Annotated in this window: 16 protein-coding genes, 1 tRNA gene and 1 other RNA gene; 10 read left to right on the top strand and 8 right to left on the bottom strand. The window is 60.0% G+C overall.

Annotation, left to right across the window (positions count from 1 at the left end):
- The first annotated feature begins 84 nt into the window (after nt 1-84).
- From H7A77_RS18035 to yejF, 4 genes are read left to right on the top strand one after another with little or no spacing between them, the layout of a single operon-like run.
- A complete protein-coding gene (locus H7A77_RS18035; protein WP_042785061.1) occupies nt 85-1,896 on the top strand; it encodes an extracellular solute-binding protein in 1,812 nt (603 codons plus the stop codon).
- A gap of 9 nt (nt 1,897-1,905) precedes the next feature.
- Nucleotides 1,906-3,000 (top strand): microcin C ABC transporter permease YejB, encoded by a 1,095-nt coding sequence (yejB, locus tag H7A77_RS18030; RefSeq protein ID WP_182074479.1) that lies wholly within the window; start codon nt 1,906-1,908, stop codon nt 2,998-3,000.
- Complete coding sequence (locus H7A77_RS18025) at nt 2,997-4,022, top strand: ABC transporter permease (protein WP_042785062.1); 1,026 nt, start codon at nt 2,997-2,999, stop codon at nt 4,020-4,022. Before yejB ends, H7A77_RS18025 begins: the two co-directional genes overlap by 4 nt.
- 1 nt (nt 4,023) lies before the next feature.
- A complete protein-coding gene (gene yejF, locus H7A77_RS18020) occupies nt 4,024-5,634 on the top strand; it encodes a microcin C ABC transporter ATP-binding protein YejF (RefSeq protein WP_117188999.1) in 1,611 nt (536 codons plus the stop codon).
- 8 nt (nt 5,635-5,642) lie between these two features.
- Here yejF and H7A77_RS18015 read toward each other — a convergent pair whose 3' ends face one another.
- The 3 genes from H7A77_RS18015 to rsuA all read right to left on the bottom strand — a co-directional run bounded on the left by H7A77_RS18015 (nt 5,643) and on the right by rsuA (nt 8,534).
- Nucleotides 5,643-5,987 carry a YejG family protein gene (locus H7A77_RS18015; protein WP_004935763.1) on the bottom strand — a complete coding sequence of 115 codons (345 nt, stop codon included), beginning with the start codon at nt 5,985-5,987 and terminating at the stop codon, nt 5,643-5,645.
- Between the two features lie 595 nt (nt 5,988-6,582).
- Nucleotides 6,583-7,779: a Bcr/CflA family multidrug efflux MFS transporter gene (locus H7A77_RS18010; RefSeq protein ID WP_182074478.1), complete on the bottom strand. Its 1,197-nt coding sequence runs from the start codon at nt 7,777-7,779 to the stop codon at nt 6,583-6,585.
- Between the two features lie 41 nt (nt 7,780-7,820).
- Nucleotides 7,821-8,534 (bottom strand): 16S rRNA pseudouridine(516) synthase RsuA, encoded by a 714-nt coding sequence (gene rsuA, locus H7A77_RS18005; RefSeq protein WP_182074477.1) that lies wholly within the window; start codon nt 8,532-8,534, stop codon nt 7,821-7,823.
- A gap of 316 nt (nt 8,535-8,850) precedes the next feature.
- Here rsuA and H7A77_RS18000 point away from each other — a divergent pair, with 316 nt between their 5' ends.
- Together H7A77_RS18000 and rplY are read left to right on the top strand one after the other, a co-directional pair.
- Nucleotides 8,851-10,608, top strand: a complete 1,758-nt coding sequence (locus H7A77_RS18000; RefSeq protein ID WP_089197253.1) for a DEAD/DEAH box helicase — start codon at nt 8,851-8,853, stop codon at nt 10,606-10,608.
- Between the two features lie 162 nt (nt 10,609-10,770).
- Nucleotides 10,771-11,055, top strand: coding sequence for a 50S ribosomal protein L25 (gene rplY / locus H7A77_RS17995; RefSeq protein WP_004935776.1), 285 nt, complete (start codon nt 10,771-10,773; stop codon nt 11,053-11,055).
- Nucleotides 11,056-11,139: 84 nt separating this feature from the next.
- Here the strand turns inward: rplY and yejK are convergent, their stop codons facing one another.
- A complete protein-coding gene (yejK, locus tag H7A77_RS17990) occupies nt 11,140-12,147 on the bottom strand; it encodes a nucleoid-associated protein YejK (RefSeq protein ID WP_042785067.1) in 1,008 nt (335 codons plus the stop codon).
- A gap of 211 nt (nt 12,148-12,358) precedes the next feature.
- Between yejK and H7A77_RS17985 the strand changes: the two genes are divergently transcribed.
- The 4 genes from H7A77_RS17985 (at nt 12,359) to H7A77_RS17970 (ending at nt 14,695) form a co-directional block, all read left to right on the top strand.
- Nucleotides 12,359-12,586 (top strand): YejL family protein, encoded by a 228-nt coding sequence (locus H7A77_RS17985; protein WP_004935782.1) that lies wholly within the window; start codon nt 12,359-12,361, stop codon nt 12,584-12,586.
- Nucleotides 12,587-12,595: 9 nt separating this feature from the next.
- The gene (gene yejM, locus H7A77_RS17980; RefSeq protein ID WP_033643825.1) at nt 12,596-14,377 is read left to right on the top strand and encodes an LPS biosynthesis-modulating metalloenzyme YejM; all 1,782 of its coding nucleotides are present in this window, start codon (nt 12,596-12,598) and stop codon (nt 14,375-14,377) included.
- A 78-nt stretch (nt 14,378-14,455) separates the two neighbouring features.
- Nucleotides 14,456-14,532: transfer RNA gene (locus H7A77_RS17975), tRNA-Pro, on the top strand.
- A gap of 33 nt (nt 14,533-14,565) precedes the next feature.
- Nucleotides 14,566-14,695, top strand: a non-coding RNA gene (locus H7A77_RS17970) — RtT sRNA.
- Between the two features lie 138 nt (nt 14,696-14,833).
- Here H7A77_RS17970 and maiA read toward each other — a convergent pair.
- Genes maiA through H7A77_RS17950 form a run of 4 tightly spaced genes read right to left on the bottom strand, consistent with a single transcriptional unit; the run spans nt 14,834 to nt 18,622 of the window.
- Nucleotides 14,834-15,478 (bottom strand): maleylacetoacetate isomerase, encoded by a 645-nt coding sequence (gene maiA, locus H7A77_RS17965; RefSeq protein WP_033643826.1) that lies wholly within the window; start codon nt 15,476-15,478, stop codon nt 14,834-14,836.
- A gap of 20 nt (nt 15,479-15,498) precedes the next feature.
- On the bottom strand, nt 15,499-16,200 hold the full coding sequence (locus H7A77_RS17960) for a fumarylacetoacetate hydrolase family protein (protein ID WP_033643827.1): 702 nt from the start codon (nt 16,198-16,200) through the stop codon (nt 15,499-15,501).
- A 15-nt stretch (nt 16,201-16,215) separates the two neighbouring features.
- On the bottom strand, nt 16,216-17,253 hold the full coding sequence (gene gtdA, locus H7A77_RS17955; protein WP_033652521.1) for a gentisate 1,2-dioxygenase: 1,038 nt from the start codon (nt 17,251-17,253) through the stop codon (nt 16,216-16,218).
- A gap of 19 nt (nt 17,254-17,272) precedes the next feature.
- A complete protein-coding gene (locus tag H7A77_RS17950; RefSeq protein WP_182074476.1) occupies nt 17,273-18,622 on the bottom strand; it encodes an aromatic acid/H+ symport family MFS transporter in 1,350 nt (449 codons plus the stop codon).
- Nucleotides 18,623-18,746 lie beyond the last annotated feature (124 nt).

Genomic DNA, 18,746 nt, shown 5'->3' with positions numbered 1-18,746 from the left:
AAGCATCTTTACCCTGCGCCCGCCCGAAGAATGTTATGCTGGGCGCCGGTTGTACTTTATTCCACAGCAGGAGCTTACCGTCTGATGTCCGTGCGCATTTTCGCTGCTCTGGTGCTCTCGGCACTGAGCTTCGCCTCGCAGGCCGAAGCCCTCAACGAAAGCTACGCTTTCGCCCTTCTCGGTGAACCGAAATACGCCGCCGACTTCAGCCATTTCGACTACGTCAATCCGGCGGCGCCCAAGGGCGGCGACGTGCGCCTGGCGGCCATCGGCACCTACGATAACTTCAACCGCTTCGCTACCCGGGGCGTGCCCGGCGAGCGCACGGATCAACTTTACGACACGCTGTTCGCAACGTCCGACGACGAACCCGGCAGCTTTTATCCGCTGATTGCCGAATCGGCGCGCTTCCCGGCCGACATGCGTTGGGTGGAAGTGGATATCAACGCCCGCGCGCGTTTCCACGACGGCAGCCCGATCACCGCCGCCGACGTGGCCTTCACCTTCAGCAAATTCATGGCCGAGGGCGTGCCGCAGTTTCGCTCCTACTACAAAGGCGTCACGGTCAAAGCCATCTCTCGGTTGACGGTGCGCATTGAATTCCCGCAGCCGAACAAAGAAGCGATGCTGTCGTTATTCGGCAGCCTGCCTATTCTCCCGGCCGCCTTTTGGCAAAACCATAAGCTCAACGAGCCGCTCAACACGCCGCCGCTGGCCAGCGGCCCGTATAAAATCGGCGATTATCGCCTCGGCCAGTACATCACCTATCAACGGGTGCGCGACTACTGGGCCGCCAACCTGCCGGTGAACCGCGGCCGCTATAACTTCGACAGCATTCGCTACGATTATTATCTGGACGATAAAGTGGCGCTGGAAGCGTTCAAGGCCGGCGCTTACGATTTCCGCATCGAGCCGTCGCCCAAGAGCTGGGCCACCCAGTATCAGGGTGGCAACTTCGCGCGCAACTACATCATCAAACAGGACGAGACCAACCAGGCGGCGCAAAACACCCGCTGGCTGGCGTTCAACATCCAAAAACCGCTGTTTGCCGACCCGCGCGTGCGCGAGGCGATCACCCTGGCTTTCGACTTTAACTGGATGAACAAGGCGCTGTATTACAACGCCTATCAACGCGCCGACAGCTATTTCCAAAACACCGCCTACGCCGCCCGCGGCTATCCGGACGCCGCCGAACTGGCGCTGCTGGCGCCGCTCAAAGGCCAGGTGCCGCCTGAGGTGTTCACCAGCATCTATCAACCGCCCGCCTCCGACGGCAGCGGCAACGATCGGCAAAATCTGCTGAAGGCGACCCAACTGTTGAAAGAGGCCGGTTGGGTGGTCAAAAATCAAAAGTTGGTCAACGCCAAAACCGGCCAGCCGTTCGCCTTTGAGCTGATGCTGCTGAGCGGCAGCAACTTCCAGTACGTGTTGCCGTTCCGCCACAACCTGCAGCGGTTGGGCATCGATATGGCAATCCGCGAGATCGACGCCTCGCAATATACGCGCCGCATGCGCGAACGCGACTTCGATATGATGCCGACGGTGTACATGGCGATGCCGTTCCCCACCGCCAATTTACGCATCATTTGGGATTCGGAGTACATCAACTCCAGCTATAACACCCCCGGCGTCAAGGACCCGGCGGTCGACAGCCTGGTCAGGCAAATCGCTGAGCATCAGGGCGACGAAAAAGCGCTGCTGCCGCTCGGCCGCGCGTTGGATCGGGTGTTGACCTGGAACCGCTACATGCTGCCGATGTGGTACTCCAACCACGACCGCTACGCCTATTGGGACAAGTTCTCCACGCCGCCGATCCGCCCGGCCTACGCCATCGGCTTCGACAACTGGTGGTACGACGTCAACAAGGCGGCGCGCTTGCCGGCTCAACGGCAATAAGGAGTCGGCATGGCGGCCTATCTGATACGCAGACTGTTACTGGTGATCCCCACGCTGTGGGCGATCATCACCATCAACTTTTTTATCGTGCAAATCGCCCCCGGTGGCCCGGTCGATCAGGCCATCGCCGCCATCGAACTGGGTCAGGGCAGCGGTTTCGGCAGCGGCGGAGTCAATGAAGACCTGGGGCACGCCAGAGCCGGCGTCCCGGCCGCGACCGAAGGGCAATACCGCGGCTCGCGCGGCCTGGATCCGGAGGTGATCGCCGAGATCACCCAGCGTTATGGCTTCGATAAACCGCTGCACGAACGCTACTTCACCATGCTGTGGAACTACATGCGTTTTGACTTCGGCGACAGCCTGTTTCGCGGCGCTTCGGTGATGCAACTGATCGGCCAAAGCCTGCCGGTCTCCATCACGCTGGGCCTTTGGAGCACGCTGATCATCTATCTGGTGTCGATCCCGCTCGGCATCCGCAAGGCCGTCCACAACGGCAGCGCGTTCGATACCTGGAGCAGCACGCTGATCATTATCGGCTACGCCATTCCGGCGTTCCTGTTCGCCATCCTGCTGATCCTGCTGTTCGCCGGCGGCAGCTATCTCGACTGGTTCCCGCTGCGCGGCCTGGTCTCCAGCAACTTCGATACCCTCTCGTGGCCGGCGAAGATCGCCGACTATCTGTGGCACATCACGCTGCCGGTGCTGGCGACGGTGATCGGCGGTTTCGCCACCCTGACCATGCTGACCAAAAACTCGTTCCTCGACGAGATCCGCAAACAGTACGTCACCACCGCCCGCGCCAAGGGCCTGGACGAGAAAAAGATCCTGTACCGCCACGTGTTCCGCAACGCCATGCTGCTGGTGATCGCCGGTTTTCCTGCCACCTTTATCAGCATGTTTTTCACCGGCTCGCTGCTGATTGAGGTGATGTTCTCGCTTAACGGCCTGGGGCTGCTGGGTTACGACGCCACGCTGCAGCGCGACTACCCGGTGATGTTCGGCACGTTATATATCTTCACCCTGATCGGCCTGCTGTTGAACATCCTCAGCGATATCACCTATACCCTGGTCGATCCGCGCATTGACTTCGAGGCCCGCCAATGAGCCGCCTTAGCCCAATCAATCAGGCGCGCTGGGCGCGTTTTCGCCGCAACCGCCGCGGTTACTGGTCACTGTGGATCTTTCTGGCGCTGTTCACGCTCAGCCTGGCCGCCGATCTTATCGCCAACGACAAACCGCTGTTGGTGCGTTATGAAGGCCGGCTATACCTGCCGTTTATGATCAACTACAGCGAAACCGCGTTCGGCGGCGAACTGAACACCGAAGCCGACTATCAGGATCCGTTCGTCCAGCGCCAAATCGACCGGCATGGCTGGGCGATCTGGGCGCCGATCCGTTTCAGCTACGACACGATCAACTTCGCCACCGAGGTGCCCTTCCCCTCCCCGCCTTCGCGCCATAACCTGCTGGGCACCGACAGCAACGGCGGCGACGTGCTGGCCCGCGTGCTGTATGGTTTTCGCATTTCGATGCTGTTCGGCCTGGCGCTGACGCTGTTTTCCAGCCTGATCGGCGTGTGCGTCGGCGCGACACAGGGGTATTACGGCGGGCGTTTCGATCTGTGGGGGCAACGCTTTATCGAAGTGTGGTCGGGCATGCCGACGCTGTTTCTGATCATTCTGCTGTCGAGCATCGTCCAGCCCAATTTCTGGTGGCTGCTCGGCATCACTATTCTGTTCGGCTGGATGAGCCTGGTGGGCGTGGTGCGCGCCGAGTTCCTGCGCACCCGCAACTATGACTATATCCGCGCCGCGCGCGCCATGGGCGTGCCGGATCGCGTGATCATGTCCCGCCACATGCTGCCCAACGCCATGGTGGCGACGCTGACCTTCCTGCCGTTTATCCTCTGCGGCTCGATCACCACCCTGACGTCGCTCGATTTTCTCGGCTTCGGTCTGCCGATCGGTTCGCCGTCGCTCGGCGAACTGCTGCTGCAAGGCAAAAACAATCTGCAGGCGCCGTGGCTCGGCATCACCGCCTTCCTGGTGCTGGCAGTGCTGCTGTCGTTATTAATCTTTATCGGCGAAGCGGTACGCGACGCCTTTGACCCCAGCAAGGCGCATTGATATGGCTACACCTCTGCTCGCCATCCAGGATCTCAGCATCGCCTTCCGCCAGGGCGACGCCGTCACGCCGGTGGTCAACGAACTCTCTTTGCAAATAGCCCCGGCGGAAACGCTGGCGCTGGTGGGAGAATCCGGCTCCGGCAAAAGCGTCACCGCCCTGTCGATACTGCGACTGCTGCCCGCGCCGCCGGTGGTTTACCCTGGCGGCGATATTCTGTTCAACGGCAACTCGTTGCTGCATGCGCCGGAGGCTGACCTGCGCAAGGTGCGCGGCAATCAGATCGCGATGATCTTTCAGGAACCGATGGTGTCGCTCAATCCGCTGCACACCATTGAGAAGCAACTGGCGGAAGTGCTGATGCTGCACCGCGGCCTGCGACGCGAAGCCGCGCGCGCAGAGATCGTCGACTGTCTGGAGCGCGTCGGCATCCGCCAGGCCAAAACCCGGTTGCAGGACTATCCGCATCAGCTCTCCGGCGGTGAACGCCAACGCGTGATGATCGCTATGGCGGTGTTAACCCGCCCGAAATTGCTGATTGCCGACGAACCCACCACCGCGCTCGACGTGACTATCCAGGCGCAGATCCTGACGCTGTTGCAAGAATTGAAACAAGAAATGGGCATGGGGTTGCTGTTCATCACCCATAACCTGAATATTGTGCGCCGTCTGGCGGACAACGTGGCGGTGATGCGTCAGGGCCGTTGCGTGGAGCAAAACGGCCGCGCACAGCTGTTCAGCCGGCCGCAGCATCCCTACACACGGCAACTGCTGGCCGCCGAGGACGTCGGCGAACCGCTGCCGCTGCCGGCCGCAGCCAGCGCGCGCCCCGGCGATGAGCGGCCGCTGCTCAAGGTGGAAGATCTGCAGGTGCGATTCCCCATTCGGCGCGGCCTGCTGCGCCGCACGGTGGATTATCACTATGCGTTGAAGTCATTGAGTTTCGAACTGCGCGCCGGAGAGAGCGTGGGGCTGGTGGGGGAATCCGGATCGGGAAAAAGCACCACCGGGCTGGCGCTATTGCGTCTGCTGGCCTCGCAGGGGGCCATCTGGTTCGACGGCGAACCGCTGCACCCGCTGACGATGAAACAAATGCTGCCCTACCGCAGCCGGATGCAAATCGTCTTCCAGGATCCGTATTCCGCCCTCAACCCGCGCCTGAACGTACAGCAGATCATCGCCGAAGGGCTGGAAGTGCACCAGCGGCTGAACGCCGAGCAGCGGGAACAGCGCGTGATCGAGGTGTTGCAGGAGGTCGGCCTGGATCCGCAGCTGCGCCACCGCTACCCCACCGAGTTTTCCGGCGGCCAGCGCCAGCGCATCGCCATCGCGCGCGCGCTGATCCTGCAGCCGCAGCTGCTGATCCTCGACGAGCCGACCTCTTCGCTGGATAAATCGGTGCAGGCGCAGATCCTGACGCTGCTGAAATCGCTGCAGCAACGCCACCGGCTGGCTTATCTGTTCATCAGCCATGACCTGCAGGTGGTGCGTTCGCTGTGCCACCAGGTGATTGTGCTGCGACAGGGAGAAGTGGTTGAGCAGGGAGACTGCCGGGCGATTTTCGCGGCGCCCGCAGCCGACTATACCCGACAACTGTTGCAGTTGGCGGATTAGCGGCGAATTCAGAAGGGGTATTGCGCGCTGAGCGGTTCGGCGATCGCGGCGCCGACGTTTTTCAGGCGGCACATCGTCGCGCTCTCATCGCTGCGCTGCACGAACAGGCAAGGTTCCCCTTCCCATTCGACGATCGCGCAGTCGACCTGAATCTCCTGCAACGACAGATTAAGCTGTTGCATCACCTGCCAGGCCTCGGCCCCTTCATGGCTGAGCAGCTTCAGCCCAATCAGGTTGTTATCCTCGTCTATTCCGTTAAACGGAATCGGTTCGACCTTTACGCCGGTGAAACCGGATAGCCAACGATAACTTTGCGGCAAGCGATGCACTACCGAAAGTTGGATACTCTCCACATGAAATCCCTAGTTTGAAAAGGTGAAACACTTTTACCTGACAGGGTTACTAAGTTATAGCCGTTGACTCCCGACTCTGCCGCGCACAAATGTTATTTAAATGTAAATTTTGCCGCAAGCCTTTAACCTGACCCCGTGCTTGCCGATGCCGTGCCATTTTTTGGCGCGCCGTGCGGTGTTATTTCACGGCATTTTGCGACTCAGCTCGCATTTTTGCGTTATATGTAACCCTTTCCCGCAGCGATCTCAACTCTTTTTTCTTGCAATGCGACTACTTTTTCGTCGCCATATTTTTACATTGAAGAAACATTTCACCCGTCGCGTTAGCGCACCGTCGTCCGCTAATGCCTTGATTTACATCACCCCTATTGCAAACCGCCCGCACCGACCCGCCGGCAAAACGCCGCGCATACCGGAGGATATCGGGCAGCTCAGCGACGGTATTTTTTAACAAAAAGCACACAGAAGGGTAAATGACTCATTGATTAGCAGGCATATGTTTAGCAACAAAATTTTCATTGCCGGTTGCACCACAAACTGGCAAGGCGCAACCCTGTGACGGCTCGGGACAACCTCGCCCCGAACCTGGAGAACGTCAGGCTGCGCGATCGCGCGGCCGGCTGGCGTACAGATAGAACAACACCGCCACAATGCTGCACAGCGCCATCGAGGTGACCATCGGCCAGGCGCTCTTGCCCGGCGCCATCGACAGCACCGCACCCACCAGCGCGCCGATGCTGAACCGCAACGTACCGGCCAGGGAAGACGCGGTGCCCGCCATATGCGGAAAATCATCCAGGATCACCGCCATGGCGTTGGAGGAGATCATCGCGATGCACCCCAGATAGACCGCTACGCCGATCACCAGCGCCCAGAAGCCCAGCCCGACGGCGCTCACCGCCAGCAGCCACAGCCCCATCGCCAGCTGCACCAGCAGCCCCAGTTTGAACATCTTGACCGCGCCGAATCGCCGCACGTTGCGGCTGTTGATCAGCGTCGTCAGGAACAGGAAGACGATATTCAGCGCAAAGTAGTAACCGAAGTGCTGCGGCGAAACATGGTTCAGTTCGATGTAGACGAACGGCCCGGCGCTGAGGAACGAGAACATGCCGGCGAACGAGAAGGCGCTGGCCAGCATGTAGCTCAGCACCCGCTTGTGGCGGAACAGCGAACCGAAGTTGCCCAGCGTAGTGCGCAGGTGGAACCGCTGTCGCCGCTCTTTCGGCAACGTCTCCTTGATGAACAAGGCCACCAGCAGTGAACCGATCAGCGCTGCGGCGCCCATGGTCCAGAAGATGGCATGCCAGTTGAACCACAGCAGCAGCGCCCCGCCGATCATCGGCGCCAGCAGCGGCGCGATGGTCATCACCAGAATGACGAACGACATCATGCGCGAGAACTCGTCCTTGGTGAACATGTCGCGCATCAAGGCGTTGATCACCACGCTGGCGGCGGCGGCGGCCAGGCCGTGCAAGAAACGCAATCCGATCAGCTGATCGATCGACTGCGCCATGGCGCAGGCGCAACCGGCGATGGCGAAGATCAGCGTTCCCCACAGGATCACCGGTTTGCGGCCGATGCTGTCCGACATCGGCCCATAGAACAGCTGCCCGAAGGCGAAGCCGAGCATATAGGCGCTGAGCGTCATCTGCACGCTGCCGGACTCGACGTCAAACTGGGCGGCGATCACCGGCATGCTGGGCAGGTACATGTCGATGGCCAGCGGCATCAGCATGGACAGCAGGCCCAGAATGAAAATCAAACCGAGATGAGAGGTTCGGTTCTGTTGCACGTTCCACGACTCCTTAATCGGCCGCAATCAATGATCGGTTATCAGTCCTGCAGGTGCGGCGCGCCCACGCTGGCGATCTCTTCTTCGGTCAGTGGGCGGTATTCGCCCGGCGCAAGATCGTCATCCAGCACGATGGCGCCGATGCGCTCACGGTGCAAGGCGATCACCCGGTTGCCGACTGCAGCGAACATCCGCTTCACCTGGTGGTAGCGCCCTTCGCTGATGGTCAGGCGCACCACATGCTCGTCAACCTGCTCCAGCATCGCCGGCCGCGTCAGATCTTTCTCGTTGTGCAGTTGCACCCCTGCGGCGAAACGCTGCGCGGTGTCTTCCGCCAGCGGGTGCTCCAGCGTCACCAGATAGGTTTTCTCGCAGTGGTGGCGCGGCGAGGTGACGCGGTGCGACCACTGGCCGTCATCGGTCATCAGCACCAGCCCGGTGGTGTCGATATCCAGCCGCCCGGCGGCGTGCAGTTTGTACGCGACCGGCTCATCGAGGAAGTACAGCACCGTCGGATGATCGGGATCGTCGGTGGAGCAGACGTAACCCTGCGGTTTGTTGAGCATGAAATAGCGCGGGCCGTTCTGCTGCTGCAGCGGATTGCCGTCAAACGCCACCTCTTGTTCCGGGGTCAGTTTGACAGCCCCGCTCTTCACCACCTCACCGTCTACGGTGACGCGTTTAGCCCGAAGTTCGCGCGCGACCAGCGCACGGCTGATGCCTAACTGCTGAGATAAAAACTTGTCCAATCGCATGGGATCTGCTTTGCCTGTCGTTGTTATGATCGCATTGATCGTATTGCCAAAATATGACGCCCGCCGTTGCACCGGGTGCAAATGGCAGGCTCAGGGGGGAAATCGCGTGGGGGCACAGCGATTGCTGTCACACGAGTATAGCGGCACAACGCGCTGCCCGACAGGGGTAATTTTCACGCTTCTCGCACCGCGCGCGCTCAGAAGGCATAATATAGACATTTCTCGGCCGCCCGGGGCGTAAAATGTCAGCGTTTCTGTGGCAACAGCGCTGACAAACCTAACCCCCGCGGCCCATTCCAACCTACGGCGTTCATTTATGGCCTTTACCCTACGCCCCTACCAACTGGAAGCGGTCGAAGCCACCATCAACCATTTCCGGCGGCATCCCGAGCCGGCGCTGATCGTGCTGCCGACCGGCGCCGGCAAAAGCCTGGTGATCGCCGAGCTGGCGAAGCGCGCCCGTGGGCGAGTGCTGGTGTTGGCGCACGTCAAGGAACTGGTGGCGCAAAACCACGCCAAATACTGCGCCTACGGCCTGGAGGCGGACATCTTCGCCGCCGGGCTGCAACAAAAAGAGAGCGCCGGCAAGGTTGTGTTCGGCAGCGTGCAGTCGGTGGCGCGCAACCTGCCGCTGTTCGACGGCGCCTTTTCGCTGCTGATCGTCGATGAATGCCATCGCATCAGCGACGACGACGACAGCCAGTACCAGCAAATCATCCAGCACCTGCAGAAAACCAACCCGCAATTGCGGCTGCTGGGGCTGACCGCCACGCCGTACAGGCTGGGCAAAGGCTGGATTTATCAGTACCACTACCACGGTTTCACCCGCGGCGACAGCGCCAGTCTGTTTCGCGACTGCATCTACGAGCTGCCGCTGCGCTACATGATTAAACACGGTTTTCTGGTGCCGCCGGAGCGGCTGGATATGCCGATCGTGCAATATGACTTCAGCAGGCTGGAAGCCAGAAGCAACGGCCTGTTCAGCGAAGCGGATCTGAACCGAGAGTTGAAGCGGCAAAACCGCGTCACGCCGCACATCATCAGCCAGATTGTGGAGTATGCCGACGATCGCAAAGGGGTGATGATCTTCGCCGCCACCGTCGAGCACGCCCGCGAGATCCACGGCCTGCTGCCGAACGGCGAAGCCGCGCTGGTCAGCGCCGAAACGCCGCCCGCCGAGCGCGATGCGCTCATTGAGGCGTTCAAGCAGCAGCGGCTGCGCTATCTGGTCAACGTGGCGGTGTTAACCACCGGCTTCGACGCGCCGCACGTCGATCTGATCGCTATCCTGCGCCCCACTGAGTCCGTCAGCCTGTATCAGCAGATCGTCGGGCGCGGGCTGCGTTTGGCGCCCGACAAAAAGGATTGCCTGATCCTCGACTACGCCGGCAACCCGCACGATCTGTTTACGCCGGAGGTCGGCGTCAGCAAACCGCACGGCGACAGCCAGCCGGTGCAGGTGTTCTGCCCGGCCTGCGGTTTCGCCAACCTGTTCTGGGGCAAGTGCACCGAAAACGGCGACATCATCGAACACTACGGCCGCCGCTGCCAGGGCTGGCTGGAGGACGACGACGGCCACCGCGAACAGTGCGATTACCGCTTCCGGTTCAAGAGCTGCCCGCACTGCGGCGCGGAGAACGATATCGCCGCGCGCCGTTGCCATCAGTGTCAGGAGGTGTTGGTCGATCCCGACGACATGCTGAAGGCGGCGCTGAAGCTGAAAGACGCGCTGGTGCTGCGCTGCGGCGGCATGGAATTGCAGAGCGGCCGCGACGAAAAGGGCGAATGGCTGAAGGCCACCTATTACGACGAGGACGGCACCAGCACCAGCGAGCGCTTCCGCCTGCAGACGCCGGCGCAGCGCAAAGCGTTCGAGATGCTGTTCCTGCGCCCGCACCAGCGCGCGCCGGGCGTGCCGTTCGCCTGGCACACCGCCGCCGACGTGCTGGCGCAACAGCAAGCGCTGCGCCATCCGGATTTCGTGGTGGCACGCAAGCGCGGGCAGTTTTGGCAGGTGCGTGAGAAAGTGTTCGATTATCAAGGCCGTTTCCGCCGTGCCAATCAGTTGGCCTGAGCGAACGGCCCTCAATCTGGGCAGGTTTTCGTTGCCCTGTGGGCGGCTTTCCGTTAAAATGCCGCGCGCTTTACCTGGGCCTGCCCAGCGTTAAAGCGGAATTCCGAACTTGCTACTTGGGTCGCCTGTAGCAGGGTAAATTTTCTTTTAAGAGAAAAAACAATGTTCACTATCAATGCAGAAGTACGTAAAGACCAGGGTAAAGGTGCGAGCCGCCGCCTGCGTGCAGCAAACAAATTCCCAGCTATCGTTTACGGTGGCAAAGAAGCTGCAGTTTCCATCGAATTGGATCATGATTCAGTCAAGAACATGGAAGCTAAACCAGAATTCTACAGCGAAGCAGTAACTCTGGTTATCGACGGTAAAGAAACCAAAGTTAAGGTTCAGGCTGTACAGCGTCACCCGTTCAAGCCAAAACTGGCTCACATCGACTTCGTTCGCGTTTAATCGCTACGTTTTCGAACCTTTCGGGACGCCGAAATAAAGAACGCCGCAATTGCGGCGTTTTTTATTGTCTGCGATTCGGCAAGCTTACTTGCCGCTGCCGGTCCGGCGCTGCAGCTGATCGCGCAGGTTCGGCGGCGTGCCTCTGATGGTCAGCGTGTCGGTGGCCGCATCCCAGAAAATGCGCTCGCCCAGCAGCATGGCGTCGAAGTTCAGACTGATACCGCCGCCGCTGCCGGCGAATTTGGTCAGCTGGCGCAGCGTGCCGCGATCCGCCGGGAAGCTGTCTTCCAGCTGATAGCCTTGCTCGCTGGAGAACTGCATGAAGTCTTTCTCACCGACCGGCGACAGTTCCTGCGACAGCGCCTGCAGTTCGATCTCTTCGCCCGCCTGCAGCTGTTCGTTGCAGTAGCTGTACACCTGCTGGCGCACCGACTGGCGCTCATTCTTGTCCAGCTGCGCGTCGGCGCAGTAGTCATCCACCGCCTGCAGCAGCCCGCGGTTTTGCGCCTTGGTGTCCAACCCTTCGGACGCCGCCAGGAAATCCATGAAGAAGTCGGCGACCTTACGGCCCACGCGCCCGCGCAGGAAGGTCAGATAGCGGGTCGATTCCGGGTTGGTTTCCCACTCGGTCAGATCGATGCGCGCAACGATATCGGCGTTGTTGATGTCCAGATAGTGCGTAGTGTTGATATCCAGCTCTTCGTTGACGCGCATGCTGTTACGGCTGTTCAGCACCGCGATCAGCAGGTACTCGACCGCCAGATAACGGTATTGACCGAACAGCACCACGCCGCCTTCGGCGAAGGGATACTTCGCCAGTTCGTCGCGCAGACGGCCGGTCGCCGCGCGGCTGAAGGCCAGAAAGTCCTTATCGTCCTTGCGGCAGGTGCGCAGCGCTTCCGCCAGCTCGCTGCCCTCGTTGAACAAGCCCAGGGCCTTGCTCTTGGCGCTGTAGACGCGATGCAGTTCCGCCATCATTTCTTCCACCGCCGCGTTGGTGGGAAGCAAGGAATCGCGCAGCACCACGTCCAGCGTTTGCTCGTCGCGTTTCACCAACTGGTGCAGAGCGATCTGGTCGATATCCAGACTCATGGTAAATCCTCCTGTTCTTTAGGCGCGTATTCAAACACTGAAGGCCCCGCCCTGCAATACTAAAAAACCGCGGCAAACCGGAAAGGCGCAGCGGTGAGCGGCCCCGTCGCGGGCGAACCCTTTACCGAATGACAGGAAGTGATAAAAGAGCGGAAAATCACTGTCCTATACGGTAAGATAGGACACTTTGCAGATTACTAAGCGCAATTTTATGCCACAATCATCCCGTTACAGTGACGAACACGTTGAACAACTGCTCTCAGAGCTGGTCAATGTTCTGGAAAAACACCATACCCCCACCGATCTTTCCCTGATGGTGCTGGGCAATATGGTCACTAATTTGATCAACACCAGCGTTGCCCCCGCGCAGCGGAAAACCCTGGCGAGATCGTTCGCGGAAGCCCTGCAGGCTTCTGTCCGTGAAGATAAAGCGCATTAATATTTATTTATGGTGACAAACCGTCAGCGTTATCGTGAAAAAGTCTCCCAGATGATCAGCTGGGGGCACTGGTTCGCCTTATTCAACATCCTGCTCGCCCTTGGGCTGGGCAGCCGCTACCTGTTTGTCACCGACTGGCCCGCTTCCCTGCTGGGCCGGGTCTATGCCCTGGTCAGCCTGCTGGGGCATTTCAGCTTTATCGTGTTCGCCGGCTACTTGCTGGTGATCTTCCCGCTCACCTTCGTGGTGATGTCGCAGCGGCTGCTGCGATTTATTTCCGCCGCGCTGGCCACCGCCGGGCTCACGCTGTTGCTGGTCGACAGCGAGGTGTTCTCCCATTTCCACCTGCACCTCAATCCGGTGGTGTGGGATCTGGTGGTCAACCCGGATCAAAGCGAGCTGTCGCGCGACTGGCAGCTGATGTTTATCTGCGTGCCGGTGATCTTCCTGGTGGAGATGCTGTTCGGCACCTGGAGCTGGCAGAAGCTGCGCAGCCTGAACCGCCGCCGTTTCGGCAAGCCGCTGGCGGCGCTGTTCATCAGCGCCTTTTTCGCCTCGCACCTGATTTACATCTGGGCCGACGCCAACTTCTATCGCCCGATCACCATGCAGCGGGCCAACCTGCCGCTCTCGTACCCGATGACCGCGCGCAAGTTCCTCGAAAAACACGGCCTGCTCGATCAGCAGGAATATGAACGCCGCCTGGTGCAACAGGGCAATCCGGAAGCGGTGGCGGTGGAGTACCCGCTCAGCGATCTCAGCTACGGCGATAAAGGCAGCGGCTATAACCTGCTGATGATCGTGGTGGACGGCATTCGCGCCAAAGACGTGGCGCAGGACATGCCGACGCTGACGCGTTTCGCCCAGGAAAACGTGCGCTTCAGCGATCACTACAGCTCGGGCAACCACGCCGACACCGGGCTGTTCGGCCTGTTCTACGGCATTTCCCCGACCTATCTGGACAGCGTGCTCGCCGGCCGCAAGCCGTCGGCGCTGATCAACGCGCTCGGCGAGCAGGGTTACCAACTGGGGCTGTTCTCGTCCGACGGCTTCAACGCCAGCCTGTACCGTCAGGCCCTGTTGACCGACTTCTCGCTGCCGACGCCGGCGCCGCAAAGCGACGCGCAAACCACGCAGCAATGGCAACGCTGGCTGACGGATCAGGGCGACAAAGAGCCGTGGTTCTCCTATATCAACTTCAGCGGCGCCGAGCCGGCCGAAGGCGCTAAAACTCCGGCGCCGGCCGATTTTATCCAACGCTATCGCACCGGCGCTCAGGACGTGGACAGCCAGATAGCCCAGGTGCTGGACACCCTGAAACAGCGCGGCCTGCTGGATAAAACCGTGGTGGTGATCACCGCCGAGCACGGCGTCGAGTTCAACGACAGCGGCAAAGGCCAATGGGGCGCCGGCACCGCCTTCAACCAGGCGCAGCTGCAGGTGCCGCTGGTGATCCACTGGCCCGGCACGCCGGCGCAGACCATCAACAAGCTGACCGGCCATAACGACGTGATGCGTACCTTGATGCAACGGTTGCTGCACGTGAAAACCGCGCCGAAAGACTATTCGCAGGGCGAAGACCTGTTTACCGCCCAGCGCCGCAACAACTGGATCGCCACCGGCGATGGCAACCAGCTGGTGATCACCACGCCGACGCAGACGCTGATGCTGGACAACAGCGGCAACTATCGCGTCTACGATCAGAACGGCGATGAAATAAAAGACGAGAAACCGCAGCTTGCTCTGTTGTTGCAGGTGCTGACCGATGTAAAACGCTTTATCGCCAACTAACTGCTTAAAACTAAAGCAATCAAGTGGTAAGGCGCTTGCATAAACATCGAGAATCGGTAGTATGATTTTTCATAGCGTCGGCATGTAGCGCAGCCTGGTAGCGCACCGTCATGGGGTGTCGGGGGTCGGAGGTTCGAATCCTCTCATGCCGACCAAATTCAAGAAAACCTGCTGTAACAGCAGGTTTTTTTTCGTCTGTACGTGAGAGGATGAGAATCTCCGAAGGAGGTTTGAGCCGAACGTAGTGAGACCACGTTGCTTTAGCAACGGCCCGCAGGGCAAGCATCGAAGATGCGCATAATCCTCTCATGCCGACCAAATTCAAGAAAACCTGCTGTAACAGCAGGTTTTTTTCGTCTGCACGTCGAGAGGATGAGAGCGCAGCCGCTGCACCCCTGCCTCCCCCAACGATCATTGCGCGCCTCGCTTTCGCGACGGCCTTTCTCCTTATCAAGCTCAGGCTGAGATTTTGTCTTGTTGGTTTTCGGGCGCTGCGGCGATGAACGCCGGGAGCTGAGTACAGGCGTCGTAAATCGCTTTACAGCGCGGATACCCGCTCAGATCGCACCCCATCCGCAGGGCATTCGCCCACTGAGGGATCAGGCAGCAATCTGCCAACGTCGGGCTGTCGCCAACGCAGAAGGGCCCTGGCGGCCTCTGGAGCAACAGCTGTTCCACGGCGCTCAGCCCTTGCCGGATCCAGTGCGCATACCAGCGTTTTTTCTCTTCCTCACTCACCTTCAGCTCTTCACTCAGGTAGCGTAACACCCGTAGGTTATTGACCGGGTGAATATCGCAAGCGATGACATAAACGATTTCCAGTACCCGGCTGCGCGCAGGATCGGCCGTCGGCAACAGCGGCGACTGGGGGAAATGGCGATCCAGCCAGTCGGTAATCGCCAGCGACTGGCTGAGAGACTCGCCGTCGTCCGTGAGCAGCGTCGGCACCAGCCCGACCGGGTTCATACGCCGATAAGCCAGCTCATTCTGCTGCCCGATGCGAATATTGACGCCCACCGTCTGGTAATGGATACCTTTCAGCGCCAGCGCAATGCGCACGCGGTAGGACGCAGAGCTATTAAAAAAACTGTACAGCTTCATCATTCACCTCAGAATCAGCCTCAGACAATCTTCACGGCGATAGGGGTAAGCCCCTCTACATTCCCGGTAATCACATCGCCTTTCACCACCGCCCCCACACCTTCCGGCGTGCCGGTAAAAATCAGATCGCCGGGCTGCAGCTCAAAAAAGCCGGACAGATAGCTGATGGTTTCATTCACCGACCAGATCAGATGACGGATGTCGCTGCGCTGACGATCGCTGCCATTGACCTGCAGCCAGATAGGCGCATGGTTGACGTCTGCGCTGTCGCCGGCTTTATGCAGTGGCGCGATGGGCGCAGAGAGATCGAACGACTTGCCGATTTCCCATGGGCGCCCCATTTGACGCATGTCCATCTGCCGATCGCGGCGGGTCATGTCCAGGCCCGTGGCATATCCCCAGATATATTCATGCGCGTTTTCCAACGGAATATCGCTCCCCCGTTTGCCAATCGCCACCACCAGTTCGATTTCGTAGTGATAGTTGTCCGTTTGCGCCGGATACGGCAGCGCCAGCGTTTCGCCGGCCGCCACCGGCACCACCGCATCGGCAGGCTTGCAGAAGAAGAACGGCGGCTCACGATCCGGATCAAAGCCCATTTCACGAGCATGGGCGGCATAGTTGCGCCCGACGCAGTAGACACGGCGCACGGGGAACTGTTTATCACTCCCCACGACTGGAACAGTCACGGGGGCTGGCGGTGCAAATACGTATTGCGTCATTTTGTCTCTCCCAAATTAATAACGTGCTTCACGGAACAGCCCCAGGGCTTCCTGAACCGGCCGGTCCGAAAAACTGAATAACACGGTGTCTTCATGCGCCTGAAACGACACGTCGAACCAGGTCGGCGCCACAAAGATATCTTTTGCCGAAAAGTGAAGGGTTTCGTTGCCGATGCTGACCTGGCCGCGCCCTTCCACCACGTGGTAGAGGGTGCTGTCCGTGGTGCGCGCCTTTCGTGAGGAAAAGCCTTTCGGCAACAGTTGCAGGAAGGCGCCCATCGAGGGCATGGGATAGCCGCCGGTCACCGGATTGACGTAGCGCATCTTGTAGCCGTCCCACTCGTCGGCGTCCCCCATGCGGGTGAGGTCGTACAGCGTTTCGCGGCTGCGATCGTAGCGGTAGTTGAAAATGGGCGATGAGTTGCCTTTCTGATGGCGCAACGGCAGCATATTGGCCGCATAACGCGGTAAATAGTCCCCCTCCCGGCGCGTCACGGGCTGCTGTTCTTGCGGATAGTCTTCCGCGAAACCGCAGCCCAGCAGGTTCACCAGCGGCAAATCCAGCCCGTCCAGCCATACCACCGGCTCAGCGCCGGGATTGCCGTGATCGTGCCAGCGCCACTGCGGCGTCAAAATGAAGTCGCCTTCATGCATTTGCGTTCGTTCGCCGTCAACGGCGGTAAACGCCCCTTTCCCTTCGACGATAAAACGCAACGCGGACTGATTATGGCGATGGCTCGGCGCGATTTCGCCCGGCATGATCAACTGCAAGCCGGCGTACAGCGTCGGGGTGATGGCGGCTTGTCCGCGCAACATCGGGTTTTCCAGCACCAGCACGCGGCGCACCGCTTCTTTGGCGCCAATCAACTCGCCGCTGGCCAGCAGGTGCGGGCGAATCTCCTGATAGTTCCAGTAAGCCGGGGCGCAGTTCGCATTCGGCGTTGACGGTACCAGATGGTGCAGCGACTCCCACAACGGGGTCAGGTTCTGCCCGGAAATCTGCCGATAAAACTGCTGGCGGCTGGGGTTAACATCCTGATGGCGTTCAGGCATAGGGATTCTCCTTTTTCATTCACGACGCTGCGCGAGGCAACGTGTCAGGGGCTGGGGCAGACAGACGAACGACAGCCGTCAGCAGCATTAACATCACCGTACTGAGCGCCGCCGGAAGGGCAATAATGAAAAATAGCGTATCGAATGAGAAATTCATCGCCATCATCACGCCGCCGGAAAGCGAGCCGACAATCGCGCCGCAGCGGCCAATGGCATTGGACCAGCTGACGCCCGTCGCCCGGCTTTGCGTCGGATAGAGCGTGGCGGTCAAAGCATTCAGCCCGACCTGCGACCCGCTGATGCCGATGCCGGTGCCGAAGATGGCCAGCGCCATTTGCCACAGGCCGTTCTCGCTCAGGCCAATCATGACAATACACACCGCGCCCAAAGCGTAGCTCACCGCCAACACCCGGAAGGGATTGCATTTGTCCATCAACACGCCCAGCCCCAGCGCGCCCACCGTGCCGCCTATCTGGAAAGCGGTGGTCACCCAGGAGGCATGCCGCAGATCAATACCGCGGTGGTTAAGCAGCGTCGGCATCCAGCTGGAGAGCAGGTAGATGATCAGCATGCTCATGAAAAAAACCGCCCAAAGCATGAGGGTGATGCGCAACTGGCGGCCGGCGAACAGCGGGCTGATGCTGCCTTTGGCCGACGTGGCGGCTTCGTTCAGATAAAAATGGGTCTCTTCATCCCACTCGCCAGTCATGGCGCTGACCGTTTTGGCAATCACCTTTTGCGGCAGTTGGCGGCGAACCTGCCAGCGCGGGGATTCCGGCAGGGCAAACAGCAGCACCACAAAGAGCATCAACGGCAAGACGCCGCCGAGCACCAAAATGCCTGACCACCCCACCCTCGGCACCAGTTGGGCGCTGACGATCCCGCCCAGGGCCGAACCGAGCGTGAAACCGCAGAACATCAGCGTGACCAGCGCGCCACGGCGGCGAGCGGGCAGATATTCAGAGGTCATCGTGATGGTGTTCGGCATCGCTCCCCCCAGGCCCAGGCCGGTGAGAAAACGCAAAACGACCAGCGTTTGCAGATCGGGGGAGAAGGCCGAAATCAGGCTCAGCGCGCCAAACAGCGCCACGCAGAGTTCGATAACGCGCTTGCGGCCAAAGCGGTCAGAGAGCGGACCGCAAAGCAGCGCGCCCGCCGTCAATCCCAGCAACCCCGCCCCAAACAGCGGCGCCAGCTCACCGGCGGACAGCTGCCACTGGGCGCGGATGTCGGGCGCGATGAAACCAATGGCGGCGGTGTCAAAACCATCTAGCATCACCACCAAAAAGCAGCAGAGAATGACGCGCCACTGCGTCTTGCCGATAGGAGCTGCGTCGATCAGTGCTTGTAAATCACGCCGTTGAGTCATAGTGAGCGCCTCGGAGCAGGTAGGGAGATGTCTGTGTTGTTTTAGGTATGTTACGAATTTGTATCTTTAGCGATAAAATGTACAATGGCTTTTCGGGCGGAGACATAACCGGAGGGTTATAACA

This window comes from Serratia sp. ME47 (genome assembly GCF_903970925.1).
Lineage (GTDB): Bacteria > Pseudomonadota > Gammaproteobacteria > Enterobacterales > Enterobacteriaceae > Serratia > Serratia ureilytica.
This window is presented reverse-complemented; position numbering and strand designations above follow the sequence as displayed.